The sequence below is a fragment of the Alistipes sp. ZOR0009 genome (assembly GCF_000798815.1).
Taxonomy (GTDB): domain Bacteria; phylum Bacteroidota; class Bacteroidia; order Bacteroidales; family ZOR0009; genus Acetobacteroides.
In genome coordinates this window covers 20,637-33,905 of the sequence record NZ_JTLD01000052.1, presented here as the reverse complement: position 1 = coordinate 33,905, position 13,269 = coordinate 20,637, and the positions used below count along the sequence as shown (strand labels likewise).

The 13,269-nt window shown below is 45.9% G+C and carries 11 protein-coding genes and 1 riboswitch; all 11 genes read left to right on the top strand.

From position 1 onward, the window contains the following. Positions 1–23: 23 nt before the first annotated feature. Entirely contained in the window at positions 24–260 is a 237-nt protein-coding gene (locus tag L990_RS14365) for a hypothetical protein (RefSeq protein ID WP_047450795.1), read from the top strand. Then, positions 253–714: a hypothetical protein gene (locus L990_RS14360; RefSeq protein WP_052181046.1), complete on the top strand. Its 462-nt coding sequence runs from the start codon at positions 253–255 to the stop codon at positions 712–714. The genes L990_RS14365 and L990_RS14360 overlap by 8 nt, the downstream gene beginning before the upstream one ends. A 161-nt stretch (positions 715–875) precedes the next feature. Continuing rightward, positions 876–1,715, top strand: a complete 840-nt coding sequence (locus L990_RS19390) for a hypothetical protein (protein ID WP_052181045.1) — start codon at positions 876–878, stop codon at positions 1,713–1,715. A 323-nt stretch (positions 1,716–2,038) separates the two neighbouring features. After that, entirely contained in the window at positions 2,039–2,659 is a 621-nt protein-coding gene (locus L990_RS14350; protein ID WP_047450792.1) for a hypothetical protein, read from the top strand. A gap of 323 nt (positions 2,660–2,982) precedes the next feature. Further along, on the top strand, positions 2,983–4,164 hold the full coding sequence (locus tag L990_RS14345; RefSeq protein ID WP_047450790.1) for a hypothetical protein: 1,182 nt from the start codon (positions 2,983–2,985) through the stop codon (positions 4,162–4,164). Positions 4,165–4,799: 635 nt separating this feature from the next. Beyond that, positions 4,800–5,008, top strand: a riboswitch (cobalamin riboswitch). A 112-nt stretch (positions 5,009–5,120) separates the two neighbouring features. Then, the gene (locus L990_RS14340) at positions 5,121–6,005 is read left to right on the top strand and encodes a sirohydrochlorin cobaltochelatase (RefSeq protein WP_047450788.1); all 885 of its coding nucleotides are present in this window, start codon (positions 5,121–5,123) and stop codon (positions 6,003–6,005) included. Between the two features lie 145 nt (positions 6,006–6,150). After that, positions 6,151–8,355 (top strand): TonB-dependent receptor, encoded by a 2,205-nt coding sequence (locus L990_RS14335; protein WP_047450834.1) that lies wholly within the window; start codon positions 6,151–6,153, stop codon positions 8,353–8,355. Positions 8,356–8,416: 61 nt separating this feature from the next. Further along, on the top strand, positions 8,417–9,871 hold the full coding sequence (locus tag L990_RS14330) for a PepSY domain-containing protein (RefSeq protein ID WP_197057302.1): 1,455 nt from the start codon (positions 8,417–8,419) through the stop codon (positions 9,869–9,871). 60 nt (positions 9,872–9,931) lie between these two features. Further along, the gene (locus L990_RS14325) at positions 9,932–11,128 is read left to right on the top strand and encodes an ABC transporter substrate-binding protein (protein WP_081981726.1); all 1,197 of its coding nucleotides are present in this window, start codon (positions 9,932–9,934) and stop codon (positions 11,126–11,128) included. Beyond that, on the top strand, positions 11,128–12,186 hold the full coding sequence (locus tag L990_RS14320; RefSeq protein WP_231562284.1) for an iron ABC transporter permease: 1,059 nt from the start codon (positions 11,128–11,130) through the stop codon (positions 12,184–12,186). The genes L990_RS14325 and L990_RS14320 overlap by 1 nt, the downstream gene beginning before the upstream one ends. After that, the gene (locus L990_RS14315; RefSeq protein ID WP_052181042.1) at positions 12,176–13,246 is read left to right on the top strand and encodes an ABC transporter ATP-binding protein; all 1,071 of its coding nucleotides are present in this window, start codon (positions 12,176–12,178) and stop codon (positions 13,244–13,246) included. The genes L990_RS14320 and L990_RS14315 overlap by 11 nt, the downstream gene beginning before the upstream one ends. Positions 13,247–13,269 lie beyond the last annotated feature (23 nt).

Sequence of the window (13,269 nt, the reverse complement as noted above, 5' to 3'; positions counted from 1 at the left end):
GTTATAGCCTATTATAAAAAACGATGGAAGTAACTGATAAAAATACATTTATTGATTTTCTTGAGAAGTTTAGAGAGGATTTGAAACAGAATCCGGAAAATTGGGAAAACAAAGACTTAAATGATTTTTTAGAAGCAATGTCAAGGTATACTGAGGATATTCAAGGATATTACGATAATACAAATCAGGACATTGATTCCGAAAAACCAAGTTGGAAATTATTCGCAGACATTTTAAAAGGAGCATCACTTTATGAGTAATCGATATCCAAACGCATGGAATTTTTCTAATACTGACAAGAATTTGATTTCTAAGGATGGAAAATACAAAATTGAATATAGAGAAATGTATGAGATTGCCATGGGAGCACCATTGGGTGCTGAATGCTTCTTGATTGACAATGAAAATAATAAGAAAATAAAAGTTTGTGATTGGGCTGGTGGACCTGCAGTTTGGGATGAACAAAAGAATCGTGTTGTATTCCCAATTTGGACAAAAAATAGAGACCAACAAATAAGACTTGTAGATATTGACAATAATGAGGTTTTGACTTTTTCTGAAATATTTCGGGTTTTGGAAATAGTCGGCTTTGAAGGAGATACTATTTACGGAGTTGATAGTCCGATTCACAAGACGAAAGAATTAAATTTTGATTTGATAAAAGAAAATGTTGACTCTAAGTATAGATTAATAGCAGGCTATAATACGCAATAATAAACATAGGGCATAAAGTGCTATTTTTGAATAAAATAACATTTAATCAACGGTTTAGCGGGCTGATAAGTTTATGTTTCAAAATGCGCATGTTTCATACCGCAGCCGTTGTGTTTAGTTTTAAGAAACCGAAGTGAAATCATTAAACCTTATAAAAGAGCATGATTTTATTAAAAAAATATAGTCAACAGATTGATAATTTCGTAATTAGAACTCTTGCTGATTTTAAAGAGAAAGAAGGAGAACCATCATCAATGGGAATTTATTGTTGTCCTTGGAGTGGTTGGATTAGCTTAAACTTCAATATCAAAAAGACAGTTGAAGAAACGGGAAATAACTGTCCTGATTTTGAGTATGTTGAGTTCGGATTAATTGACTTTGAGGATTGGACAAATGAATATGATTCAAAAAAGGCTTCGTGGCAAGATGAAACTGGATTTATTTACAAATATGACGAAGAATTAGGAGACGAAGGGGTTAATAACTTCTTTTTTATTTATTTAAAATCACTCTATTGGACAATAAGCAAAAAACATAAATTGCCTGACACATTAATTCAAATGCTTGACAGCAAACATCAAACGTTTATTCAAGAAACATCATTGGACAGATTGGGGAAATTCATAATTCACCAAATGCGTGATGAGGCTATTCTGTTGTATGAAAACCACAAACAAAATGCCGAGTCTAAATCATTGAATAAAAATCAAGCAAAAGAGTTTCTTGAACTTGAAAAAGAGAGACAAAAATTGTTACGAGGATTAAAGAAAAGTGAATTAGAGGCTTTAGATAAACTGATATTGAATATTGTAGACAATGCGGCATTTACATTACTTCGAGGAATTCAAGAAAGTATGGATGGTTGCGAAGGGACTGAAAATATTGAATTGAAAATTGATGGAAAAAAGGTAAGTGAATTAGATTTGACATCAGGTTCATTATTTGGAGACTACTTTGATTGGGTTCAAAAATTTAGCAATTATGGTGAATTCCAACATTAAAAACTAAAAACAATAATGTGTATACAAAATGGGCGAGATTCTTGTAAGTTCGAGGGCTGTAGACCGCTTTAAATTTTCACGGTTTGATAAGTTTGAAGCCCGCAATCGCCCACATTTGCATATACATGTCCGTCATCGGGAATTTATAACCATAAAATGGTTACCGAATAAACCCAGAATTGCACTTCGTACTTGAAGTGTATATACTTCCTTAAGCTGCTGCTTATTGGAATAGCATTGGCAAAGATAGTAGGCATTACTCAATGAGAGAGAGGCCTTTTTTTCTGTAAAGCATTTTGTATAACATTTAAATATAGCAGATAATGATCAGAATTGGAACGGGAATGATGCGAATCAAAAAGTATCATGATTATGGAATCATATGCGAAAATTGTGGACGAAATCATCAAATATTTTATGTCTACCAGCAGTATTTCCATATACTATTTATCCCTTTTTTTCCGTTGTTTATGAGGACTGTAAGGTGTCAGTGTGCCTACTGTAATGATACGCTGAACCTAAAAAAGAAAGAGGAGTATCTGTCGAAGGCAAAGAAGCCATTTTACCTGTATTCAGGAATCATTATTGTTGTTGGATTTATTGCCTCCGTTATAGTGGTAAATACTAACATTCAAAAGCAGAAAAGAGAATTTGTACGTAACCCTGTAGTGGGCGATGTTTACGGTATTGTTAGAAGAGAAAAGGATACGATAACATCCTACTACCTAAAAGTGACCGGTCTAGAATCGGATACGGTAAATCTTTTACATGGAGCACTTCAGTATAATGGTTATGTAAGCTCAATGATGGATACCGACTATTTTGTAAAAGGTGATGTACTTAAGGTGTCAAAATCAGATTTACAAAGCTACCTCGATAGTGGAATTATTAACTCTGTTGACAGAAACTACGATAGCTATAGTCGGTTTAGAGTAGAGAAGTAACCATTTGCTCAAACCTCGCTGGGGAGCAACTTCTTTATTAACAGGCTACAGCCTGTTGTAATAGCGATAGTAGGCAACCATCGTTTTGTAGTATAAAAGGATTACCGGCTTGAATACTTGCGTGCATACCCGATAGTTCTTTATGGCTTTTTAATGGACATTGTATTGCTTCGTTTATGAGCCTATTACTTGTATTCGATCTGGCCGTTCTGAAGGCCTGAAGCTATAACTCTGAGGATAGGTGTACTAATTCATACCGCTAACCTTTGGGGTCAACCAAAAAATTAGAAAGTTGTACTTATAAGAACTAAATATTTAACGACATGAAAAGAGCAATTTTGATGGCTATTTTGGCAGTGGTTACCTGCGGGATAGTAACGGCACAGCAGCTCCCAGAAGCAAATCTGAAATCACAGGCAGATAGTGTTAAGCTTGTTGATTACGTAAAAAGCAATGGGAAAAACCCCCAAGAGTATATCTTAGATAAGCTGGCTAACCATAAGCTGGTGATATATGGTGAAGTCCATAAGCGTAAGGCATCGTGGGATCTGCTAAAGTCGGTAGTTAACGACCCTTCTTTTTCAAAGAAAGCGGGAGTTGTCTTTTTGGAAATAGGGTGCGATAATCAGGAGAAAATGGATCTATTCTTTGCAAACAAAAAGATGGATAATGAGCTTCTTCTCGATATACTTAGAAATGCTCAGATGCAAGGATGGGACGATAAAGGAATGTATGAGTTTATTATAGAGCTATGGAACTTGAATAAGAAGCTCTCTAAAAGAGACAAAATACAGGTCGTGCTTGCAGATGTCGCTCGTCCATGGAGCTCCCTTAAAACAAAAGAAGAATTTAGCAGCTACTTCAAGTCGGTTCCCGATCGTAACCAGCAAATGGCAGATATCGTAGAAAAGGGGATAAGATTTCGAGCTGATAACCGCAGTGGCTTATTTATAGTTGGATTTGGACACACTTTTAAATCTAAAATTGTATTAGGTCAGAACACCTACGCCTCGGCAGGATCGATTTTGAAGGAACGTTTTTCGGATAGCGATGTATTTATTACTTGTCCGCATTCTGGAATTATAAGTAATAATGGGGAGATGAAGGGGATGACCCAAAATGGGTTATTCGACTATGCTTTTGCACAAAATGGAAACAAGCCTGTAGCTTTAGATCTTAAGACGACTCCTTTTGGTGAGGGTAATTTTGACTTGATGCCTGAAATACCATCAGAAAGCATTGGCCATTTTGAAAATTGTTTTGATGGATATATCTTCTTTATGCCTTTGGATGCTGAACCTTCATACTATGTTCTTCCGGAGCTATTTACAGAAGGATTTTTGCAAGAACTTAGAAGGCGAACTAACGTTTGCGGATATGATGAATGGCAGGCGTATGGAGTTAAGGTGAAAAACATCACGATGGATGATATTAATAAGTACGTGCAATCTACTTCGCAGACCAAGTACTGGAACAACCTGCAAAGTGCTAAAAAGGGGAAATAGTAAGTTCTACTATAATCCTAGGCCCTTGCTGTTCCGAGCCTGTACATGTTTTTAAGGGGATATCAATTGTTCAGAGTCTGCGAATAAGCGCTGATTTGTGGCGTTATTATATTAGCTCTTCTTTCTAAGTTCTATCAAAAGAAGGAGAGCTAACACCATACGCTTGTTAAAGTAATGATGGCAGTGGCTGTTGCAATACAGCCACTGCCTACCACTATGTAGGCTGATTATATGTGTAGTATGGGAGTCTTCAGTGCTTGGCTGTCTTGCTTAACTCGCTATTTATGAGCTTTATTGGCACCCATTTTATTAGTTACATCTTCGATACTAAACATTACGCTATGCAATTCTTTAAAACCCCCAAAACAGCGAAGGGGTGGTTTTACAGGGGAGTGGTTGTTGGTGCTGCAGCGGGTACGCTGGGTGCAGTGGTAGCCCTTTGGTTTTAGCCGCTAGCTGCTGTAGCCGCGGGGTACGGCTGGCGTTGTACCATATTTTTTATTTATATCCACCATTTTTTTCGAGCTGCTAACTCCGCTGTTTTAACGGTAGTTAGTTCTATGTATAACCTTAATTGAGACCCATTGGCGTTGGCTGCTGGGCGGTAGCTGCTTGTTTGCATTTTTAAATCCATTACATTTGTACCCGAATAAGGTGACTGGTTGGGAATCCTTCTCAGCCAGTAAAAGGGAATCCGGTGTGAATCCGGAACAGTACCCGCTACTGTATGCCAATAGCTGCGTTGCAGCTGGTATTGCAAGTCTACGCCACTGCCTTCGAAAGAGGGTGGGAAGGCCGCAATACTAGGTAAGTCAGGAGACCTGCCTCATTCAACAAACACATGTATTGCTTCCGGGTAAGAAGTAGCTGTTGAATATGAACCTAGGCGTATTCTTCACTTTTATTTTCCTGCATTTAGCAAAGGGCATGTTGTATTAATTTTAATTTTTAATACAATGATGATTACGAGGTTAAAGTTGCTTATGGGTTGGCTTATATGCCTTCCGCTGTTGCTGCACACCACCACGTTGGCGGCAGCCGGTAGCGAGGCCGAACCCAAAAGGGCAATTCTGCTGGTGGCTTTTGGTACATCCTTATCCGACTCTAAAGGAGCCATCGACAGGGTGGGCGAGAAGGTGGCTAAGGCATTTCCGAACACCGAGATTCGCTGGGCCTACACATCTAAAATTATTCGAAAGATTTTAAGGAAGCGTGGCGAGGAGATTCTTTCGCCAGCAGAGGCGCTAGCTAAGCTGGGCGAAGATGGTTACAGCAACGTTTACGTGCAGTCGCTACACATAATTCCAGGCGACGAGTACGACGATTTGGTGCAAACGGCCAACGCCTTTACCAAGATGCCTAAGGGGATTAGGCAGGTAACGGTGGGTACTCCGCTGCTATGGAGCGATGCCGATATGTGCGAGGTGGCATCGGCCCTGATGGCCAATGTTCCTGCCGAGCGAAAGGGAAAGGAGGCGGTTGTATTTATGGGGCATGGCTCTAAGCACACCTCCAACGTCTACTATCCAGCTATGCAGTACTACTTTGCCAAGGTCGATGCCAACACCTACATAGGAACGGTGGAGGGTACGCCCACGCTCGACGATGTGGTGGCCTCCCTTAAAGCAAAAGGCGTAAAGAAGGTGTGGCTAATGCCCTTTATGCTGGTTGCTGGCGATCATGCGGTAAACGACATGGCCGGTAGCGAACCTACCAGCTGGAAGTCGCTGCTTACCAAGGAGGGATTTACCGTAGAGGTTGTCCTAAAGGGGATGGGCGAGCTAGATGCCATAGGTAGCATTTGGGTAAAGCATCTTCAGCAGATAGCAGCAGGGAAGTAGAGTGCTTCCCGAGATATAATGAAGCACATATCAGGTATCACGAAAATTTGTGGATAAACCGCTAAGTGTTTTAGAGCGCTTTTTCGCGCTACGCATATCGTGATACTTGGTGCCATCAGTTAACAAACCAACCAAAAAAAAGAGAATGAATAAGATATTGGCAACGCTGCTAGCGCTGATGCTAGCGGTAGCTGCAGGCGCACAATCGTACACCATTAAGGGAACCGTAGCTGAGAAGTCTAACGGAAAGCTAATTGTTGGTGCCAACATAATGGTAAAGGGATTAACCGTTGGTGCGGCCACCAACGTCAACGGAGAGTTTACTATTAAGGTACCTAAGGCGGGTGATTATACGCTGGTGGCAACCTATACGGGCATGCAGCGTCTGGCTCAGCGCGTAAGCGTTCGTGGCGATGTGTCGGACCTAGCCTTTAGGATGGAGGAGTCGGTTGGCGCTATAGACGAGGTGGTGGTTACCGGAACGGGTACTCACCACAGCCTAAAGACAGCACCCGTACAAACCGAGGTTTTCTCGAATAAGACCATTGCCAAGCTGGCTCCCCGCTCGTTCGAGGAGATGGCCACCTCCATTAGCCCTTCGTTTGATTTTACGCCTGGTACCATGGGCTCGTTTCTACGTGTCAATGGCTTGGGTAACGATTTTGTTGTGCTTATGGTAAACGGCAAGCGCGTGTATGGCGATGTAGGCGGACAAACCGATCTAAACAGAATATCGCCCGATAATATCGAGCGCGTAGAGGTAGTTAAGGGTGCCTCGTCGGCCCTGTACGGTTCCGATGCCATTGGTGCAGTTATCAACGTTATTACCAAAAAGAGTAAGAGTACCGTTAGCTTCGACAATACCACCCGCTTTGGCGCGTATGGTGATTTTCAGCAGGCCAACACGCTCGATTTGAATATTGGTAAGCTATCGTCGAATACCCAGTTTGCCCGTAAGCAGATTGATGGCTACCAGCTAAGCCCATTTGAAATTGATGCTAAGAGTAAGGTTTTAAGTTTGACGGAAGCCAAGGCGGTAAACCGCTTTTATGACAATACGGTTAGCCAGCGCCTATCCTACGGCATAACCTCTAACCTCGATGTTTATGCACAAGGCTCTTGGTACGAAAAGGACTATTTCCGTCCAAAGTCGGTGGCTGATTTTGGTTTCTACTATAAGGATGTAAGCGGTGCTGCTGGCGTTAAGTATAAAATAAACGGTAAAAGCACCATCACCTTCGATGCGGCTACCGATAACTTCTGGTACTACTACCACTACAATAAGGATGTGGTAGATAGCAAAACAAAGAAGCTACTCTTTTCGGATGGACAAAAAACGCTAAACACCAAGCAGGTGCGCAATGAGTACAATCTAAAGAGCGTAACGGCTATTGGCGATAAAAATCTGCTTACAGCAGGGCTTGATTATGTTAATGAAAACATCGACTCTCCGGCACGCTTTAAGGGCGGCAGCGCCGACGCCTACACTGCCGGAGTTTACCTGCAGGACGAGTATACGCCTATAAAGAGCTTAAGCATTGTTGCTGGTGCTCGCTTTGTAGACCATAAGGCTTTTGGTAGCCGACTTACCCCCAAGATTTCGGCGTTATACTCCTTAGGCGATTTCAACTTACGTGCATCGTATGGTAGCGGGTTTAAGGCGCCAACCCTTAAGGAACTCTACTTCGAGTACTTTAAGACAGGAACCTTATACTTAGGGAACGAAAATCTTAAACCTCAATCGTCCGATTTCTACTCTGCATCTGTCGAGTATAATAAAAAAGGCGTATCGCTTTCGGTTACTGGCTACCGTAACGAATTAAGAAACCTAATCGATTATGGACCTGAACAGATACCGACACCCGAGCAGGCTGCTCAAGGTGCGAAGAAGGTTAAAGTGCACCAGAACATTTCGGAGGCACGTTCGCAGGGTGTGGACTTTTTGGCAAATGCCTACGTGGGCTATGGCTTTACCGTGGGTGGCGGCTACTCGTTGGTAGAGGCTAAAAACTTAACCTCCAATACAACACTTGAAGGGGCGGCTAAGCATTACGGAACGGTAATGGCCAGCTACCGATACTCCTACAAGAGATATGTGCTAAACGCCTCTATTAACGGTCGTTTGCAGGACGAAAAGTTCTACGCTAAGGGTAATGCTCGTGGATACAACATCTGGAAGTTTACCACAACTCATACCTTTAAGGTTTGCGCAGGCGTAACCATCGATGCTATTGCTGGTATCGATAATATTTTCGACTACGTAGACGATGCTCCGTACGGAATGCCTTACGGAACGCTATCGCCGGGGCGTACCGTATTTGGTGGACTGAATTTTAAGATTTCAAAGTAGCTTATACTGGAGGGGTAGGTAGCCGATGTTGGTTGGCCTATCCCTTTTACAGCATATTGGTATGGTAAAACTTTTTGTAAAGATTCATAAGGTTCTGGGAATGCTGCTTAGCATTCTATTCTGTGTTTGGTTTCTGTCTGGGATGGTGCTGGTTTTCGTTGGATTTCCGCACTATAGCCAGACAGAAACTTTTAGATCTCTGGCAGCGGTAGACTCCTCTGCTGCCCGTTCGCTTCTCTTCCCTGCCGAGCTGGGTAAGGGTACCATTACCATGGAGATGCAGGAGGGGAGGGCGGTTTACCGTGTTGGTAAGATGGCCCGCACGGCCAAAACGTACTATGCCGATAGCCTTACCAAGGTGGCTAAACCTACCCGAAAGGATTGCATTGCAGCAGCTCAGCGGGTGGTTTCGGCCGATACGGCTAGGGTTACCAAAATATCAAAGCTCGATATCTGGCTTCCTTGGGAGCAGTACCAGTCATCATTGCCCATATATAAGGTTTACTTTGCCGATAAGGATAGGTCGGTGGTGTACGTAGCAGCTAAGAGCGGCACCATTGTGCAGCTAACCACGCGCAGCGAACGCTTTTGGGCGATGGTTGGTGCCATTCCGCACTACATACTTTTTAAATACCTCTCCATCAACCATCCGTTCTGGAACTCGTTGCTGCTTGCCCTACTGGTGCTGGGTGCGGTGATGTGCCTCAGCGGTGTGGTTGTGGGGATTGTACGAATGAGGCGGGGAAGCCGAGGTTTTTCTTCGCCATATACAAAGGCTTGGATACGATGGCACCATGTGGTGGGCTTCTACTTCGGTATCTTCACCCTAACCTTCTGCCTTAGCGCCTACATCTCGGTGGCGGGAGTCCCCAGCTGGATTGCCAAAAGCGACGAGTCGGTGGATTACCAGAAGGAGTGGAACCAGCCCAAGGTGAAGCGCGATGCTTACAGGCAGAGCTTCCCTGCGCTACAGGGGCTGCTGGCCTCTCGGGGTGATGTAAAGCGGGTGGTATTTGCCTCCTCGTTGGGCAAACCGTGCTACCAGCTCTTTAGCAAGGGCACCTACGAGCCAGAGGTTTACCTAATCAAGGGCGACTCTGTTGCACCTTTAGAAGGATATAAGGTTGCCGATGTGGTAGGCTATGCGAAAGAGGTGTTTGGCTACGTGCCTCAGAGGCGCGAGCTGCTTCAGAAGTTCGACAGCTACTACCAGCTTACCCGAATGGGAGCCCGACCGTTGCCTGTGCTGAAGATGGAGCTGACGGATGCCAACCGCTCGTGGGTGTATGTATCCACCCAGACTGGCGAGCTGGTCACGGTGTACGATGCCTCGCGCCGAGCCGAACGTTGGCTTTACAGGGCGCTGCACACCTTCAATATACAGTGGCTAAAGGAGCACGAGTGGCTGCGTAAGACGCTGCTGCTGCTGGTTTGCCTATCTGGACTGGTGGTTAGCGTGAGTGGTGCTGTGCTTACTAGTAAGTGGGTAAAAAGAAAAGTAGAAAGATATATGTAATGGGTGGCCGTGGCTTGCTGGTAGCAGGTTGCGGCTTATCCTGTTTAAAATAGTTGAGCTATGAATACTAAACGAGCAGTCCGATTGCGGTATATCCTAATGGGGATGGCGGTGCTAATGCTACTTCCGTGGGTGGAGTCGTGTGTTGGCGAGGTTAACACGGCCAAGCGCATTGCCGATGAGTTTGGCGGTAAGCTACAACCTATGAGGTATGCCAAGGGCTTTAAGGTTTACGAGAAGAAGGGGGTAAAGCGTATCCTTATCCTCAACCCGATTGATTCGACCGAGGTGCTGGGTGATATTATTGTGGAGCCTAGAAGCAAAAGGGGCGTAGCGCAATATCCCAACTCCATAAAGGTGCCGCTCGAGCGTACCATCTGCCTATCATCAACCCAAATAGCCTACTTTACCGAGCTTAATGCCATTGGTAGCTTGGTGGGTATTAACAGCAGCGACTATCTTTTTAATAAGGACATTAAGGCACGAATTGCCGATGGTAAGATTTTGAGGCTGGGTAAGGAGGGTAACTTCGATGTGGAGAAGATTGCTGGACTAAATCCCGATGTGGTTTTTGTGTCGCCCATAAAGGCTGGCGGCTACGAGGCTATTGTAGGACTGGGGCTGCATCTTGTTCCCATTACCGCCTACGACGAGACAACGCCGTTGGCACGTGCCGAGTGGATTAAGCTGATTGCCATATTTACGGGACAGGAGGCTGAGGCCAACCGTATTTTTGCCCATGCCGAAAAGGAGTATTTGAGGCTAAAGGCGTTGGCGGCTAACGTAAAGAGTAGGCCAACCGTCTTTTCGGGGAAGATGAAGGGCGACAGCTGGTATGTGCCCGGTGGCGAGAGCTTCTACGCCATCTACTTTAAGGATGCCGGTGCCGATTATATTATAAAGGATAAGGATAAGGGCGGCTCTACGGTCGACTTTGAAACCATTTACCAGAAGGCCGCACACTGCGACTTTTGGAGGTTACGCACCAGCAGTCCTGCAGGGTTTAATAGCGCCTCGCTATTGGCCGAGGATGCCCGATACGGCTACTTCGATGCCTTTAAGAACCGTAAGGTTATGCTGATAAACCTTCGCGAAACACCTTACGACGAGATAAACCCTGTGCGTCCGCACCAGATGCTGGCCGACTACATCTCCTTTTTCCACCCCGAGCTGCTACCCAAGTATAGGCGCGTATTTTACGATACGCTTACCTACAGCAACGAGGTGGTGGCACCTAAGGAAAGGAGGAAACGGTAGTGGAGGAGGTACGCGTATCGGGTAAGCGATGGGTGTTGGTGGCTCTTTTGGGGCTGGCAGCCTCGTTGGTGCTTTTTGGTTTAAACCTAGCATTGGGATCGGTGTATATTCCATTTAGAAACGTGGTCGAAGTTTTCACTGGTGGTGCTTCATCCAACCTGGTTTGGGAGAATATCCTGCTACGTACGCGCCTGCCTCAGGCTATTACCGCTGCGGCAGCGGGCATGGGGCTGGGTATTGCAGGGCTGATGATGCAGACCCTTTTCCGCAATCCGCTGGCTGGTCCATCGGTGCTGGGGATATCCTCAGGGGCGAGCTTAGGGGTTGCCGTGGTGGTTATGGCTACCGGGCAGCTGCTCAACATCTCGCTAAGCATGCTAGGCTTTTGGGGCGATTTCACCATCATCCTATCGTCGTTGGCGGGCTCGCTGGCGGTGCTGCTGGTAATCCTGTCAATCTCTAAACGGATTGGCGGTACGCTGGGAGTGCTAATCTTGGGGGTGATGTTTGGCTATCTGGCCAACTCGATGGTGGGCATCCTTAAGTATTTTAGCCGCGAGGCCGATGTGCACAGCTACGTGATTTGGGGGTTAGGCAGCTTTAGCCGCCTATCGCTTGGCAAGTCGATGATGTTTGCCGCCATTACCGTGCTCTTCTCGCTGGTTGCCTTTTTTCTGTCAAAGCAGCTTAACCTTATTTCGTTGGGCGACCGTTACGCCAGCAACCTAGGCGTAAGGGTAGGCCGAGCTCGGGTGCTGATAATTTTGGTGTCGGGTATACTCACGGCCATCGTAACAGCCTTCTGTGGACCGATTATATTTATAGGATTGGCCGTTCCCCATTTAGCAAAGTATCTGGTTCGGACATCCAACCATGTTTACCTGGTGGTATTTACGGCCCTGTTTGGAGTGGCCACCGCGCTGCTGTGTAACCTTATTGCCCGCATGCCCGGTTTCGAAACGGCTCTACCCGTAAACTCGGTTACCGCTTTTGTGGGTGCACCTGTTGTCATATCCGTTATACTACGTCGAAGAAAATCTAATGCCGATGGAGAGTAAGCATCATACTACTAAACAAAAGATGGCGCCTATGTTGGACATCAGCGACCTTACCATAGGTTACTCCGGTGGTAAGGTGGTTGCTCCCAACCTAAACGCCACGCTCGAAAGGGGAAACTTGGTATGCCTCCTTGGTGCCAACGGTACGGGGAAGAGCACGCTCATCCGTACGCTGTGCGGCTTTCAGCCTGCGCTAAGCGGCAGCGTTACCATTGGCGGGCGCGAGGTGGCAACGCTTAACGCCCACGATTTGGCTAAGGAGCTAAGCGTGGTGCTTACCGATAGGCTTTCTGTTCCCAACGCAACGGTAGAGGAGCTGGTGGGCTACGGCCGCAGCCCCTACACCGGCTTTTTGGGTAGGATGTCGAAGGAGGATAGGGCAATGGTTGCTGAGGCTATGGAGTGCTGCCAGATTGCCCATAAGCGCAAGGAACTGCTGAGCAACCTAAGCGACGGCGAGCGGCAAAAGGCCGTTATCGCTAAGGCTATGGCGCAGGATACGCCGCTGATTGTGCTCGACGAGCCAACGGCATTCCTCGACCTTCCTACACGCGTGGAGATAATGCAGCTGCTGCGAACGCTGGCCTCCAAGTCGCAAAAATCTATCCTAATGTCGACCCACGATATGGAGCTGGCGCTACAGATGGCCGATAAGCTGTGGATACTGCACCGTAACGGTCCGCTGGATGTGGGCAGTCCCGAAGACCTGCTGCTGTCGGGCGTCTTTAACAACCTCTTTGGACAAACCAACGTGCAGTTCGATGTGCGTACAGGCCTGTTTAAGGTGGCCTACGAGTATCATGCTACGCTGCCTGTTGCGGGGCATGGCTTTCACTTTACCCTGCTGCGTCGCGCCTTTGCCCGCCGTGGGATAAAGCTCGAGCACTCGGCCAACCGCGACTCCTTTTGGCTACAGATAGCTACCCATGCCGAGAAGCCCTACACCCTTTTCTTCGAGGAGGTGCCTGTGTCGCACCATAAGTCGATAGACGAGCTGGTGGACAAGGTGGAGCAGTGCCAGGCAAAGCAGAAGGTAGAGGCAGTTGCAAGTGAACCTTGAAGAAGTAAGATATTTAGATGAAG

Excerpts from the sequence above, each read along its gene's own strand:
- L990_RS14345 (WP_047450790.1), top strand. The coding sequence starts at position 2,983 with ATGAAAAGAGCAATTTTGATGGCTATTTTGGCAGTGGTTACCTGCGGG.
- L990_RS14330 (WP_197057302.1), top strand. The coding sequence starts at position 8,417 with ATGGTAAAACTTTTTGTAAAGATTCATAAGGTTCTGGGAATGCTGCTT.
- L990_RS14360 (WP_052181046.1), top strand. The coding sequence starts at position 253 with ATGAGTAATCGATATCCAAACGCATGGAATTTTTCTAATACTGACAAG.
- L990_RS14340 (WP_047450788.1), top strand. The coding sequence starts at position 5,121 with ATGATGATTACGAGGTTAAAGTTGCTTATGGGTTGGCTTATATGCCTT.
- L990_RS19390 (WP_052181045.1), top strand. The coding sequence starts at position 876 with ATGATTTTATTAAAAAAATATAGTCAACAGATTGATAATTTCGTAATT.
- L990_RS14315 (WP_052181042.1), top strand. The coding sequence starts at position 12,176 with ATGGAGAGTAAGCATCATACTACTAAACAAAAGATGGCGCCTATGTTG.
- L990_RS14350 (WP_047450792.1), top strand. The coding sequence starts at position 2,039 with ATGATCAGAATTGGAACGGGAATGATGCGAATCAAAAAGTATCATGAT.
- L990_RS14335 (WP_047450834.1), top strand. The coding sequence starts at position 6,151 with ATGAATAAGATATTGGCAACGCTGCTAGCGCTGATGCTAGCGGTAGCT.
- L990_RS14325 (WP_081981726.1), top strand. The coding sequence starts at position 9,932 with ATGAATACTAAACGAGCAGTCCGATTGCGGTATATCCTAATGGGGATG.
- L990_RS14365 (WP_047450795.1), top strand. The coding sequence starts at position 24 with ATGGAAGTAACTGATAAAAATACATTTATTGATTTTCTTGAGAAGTTT.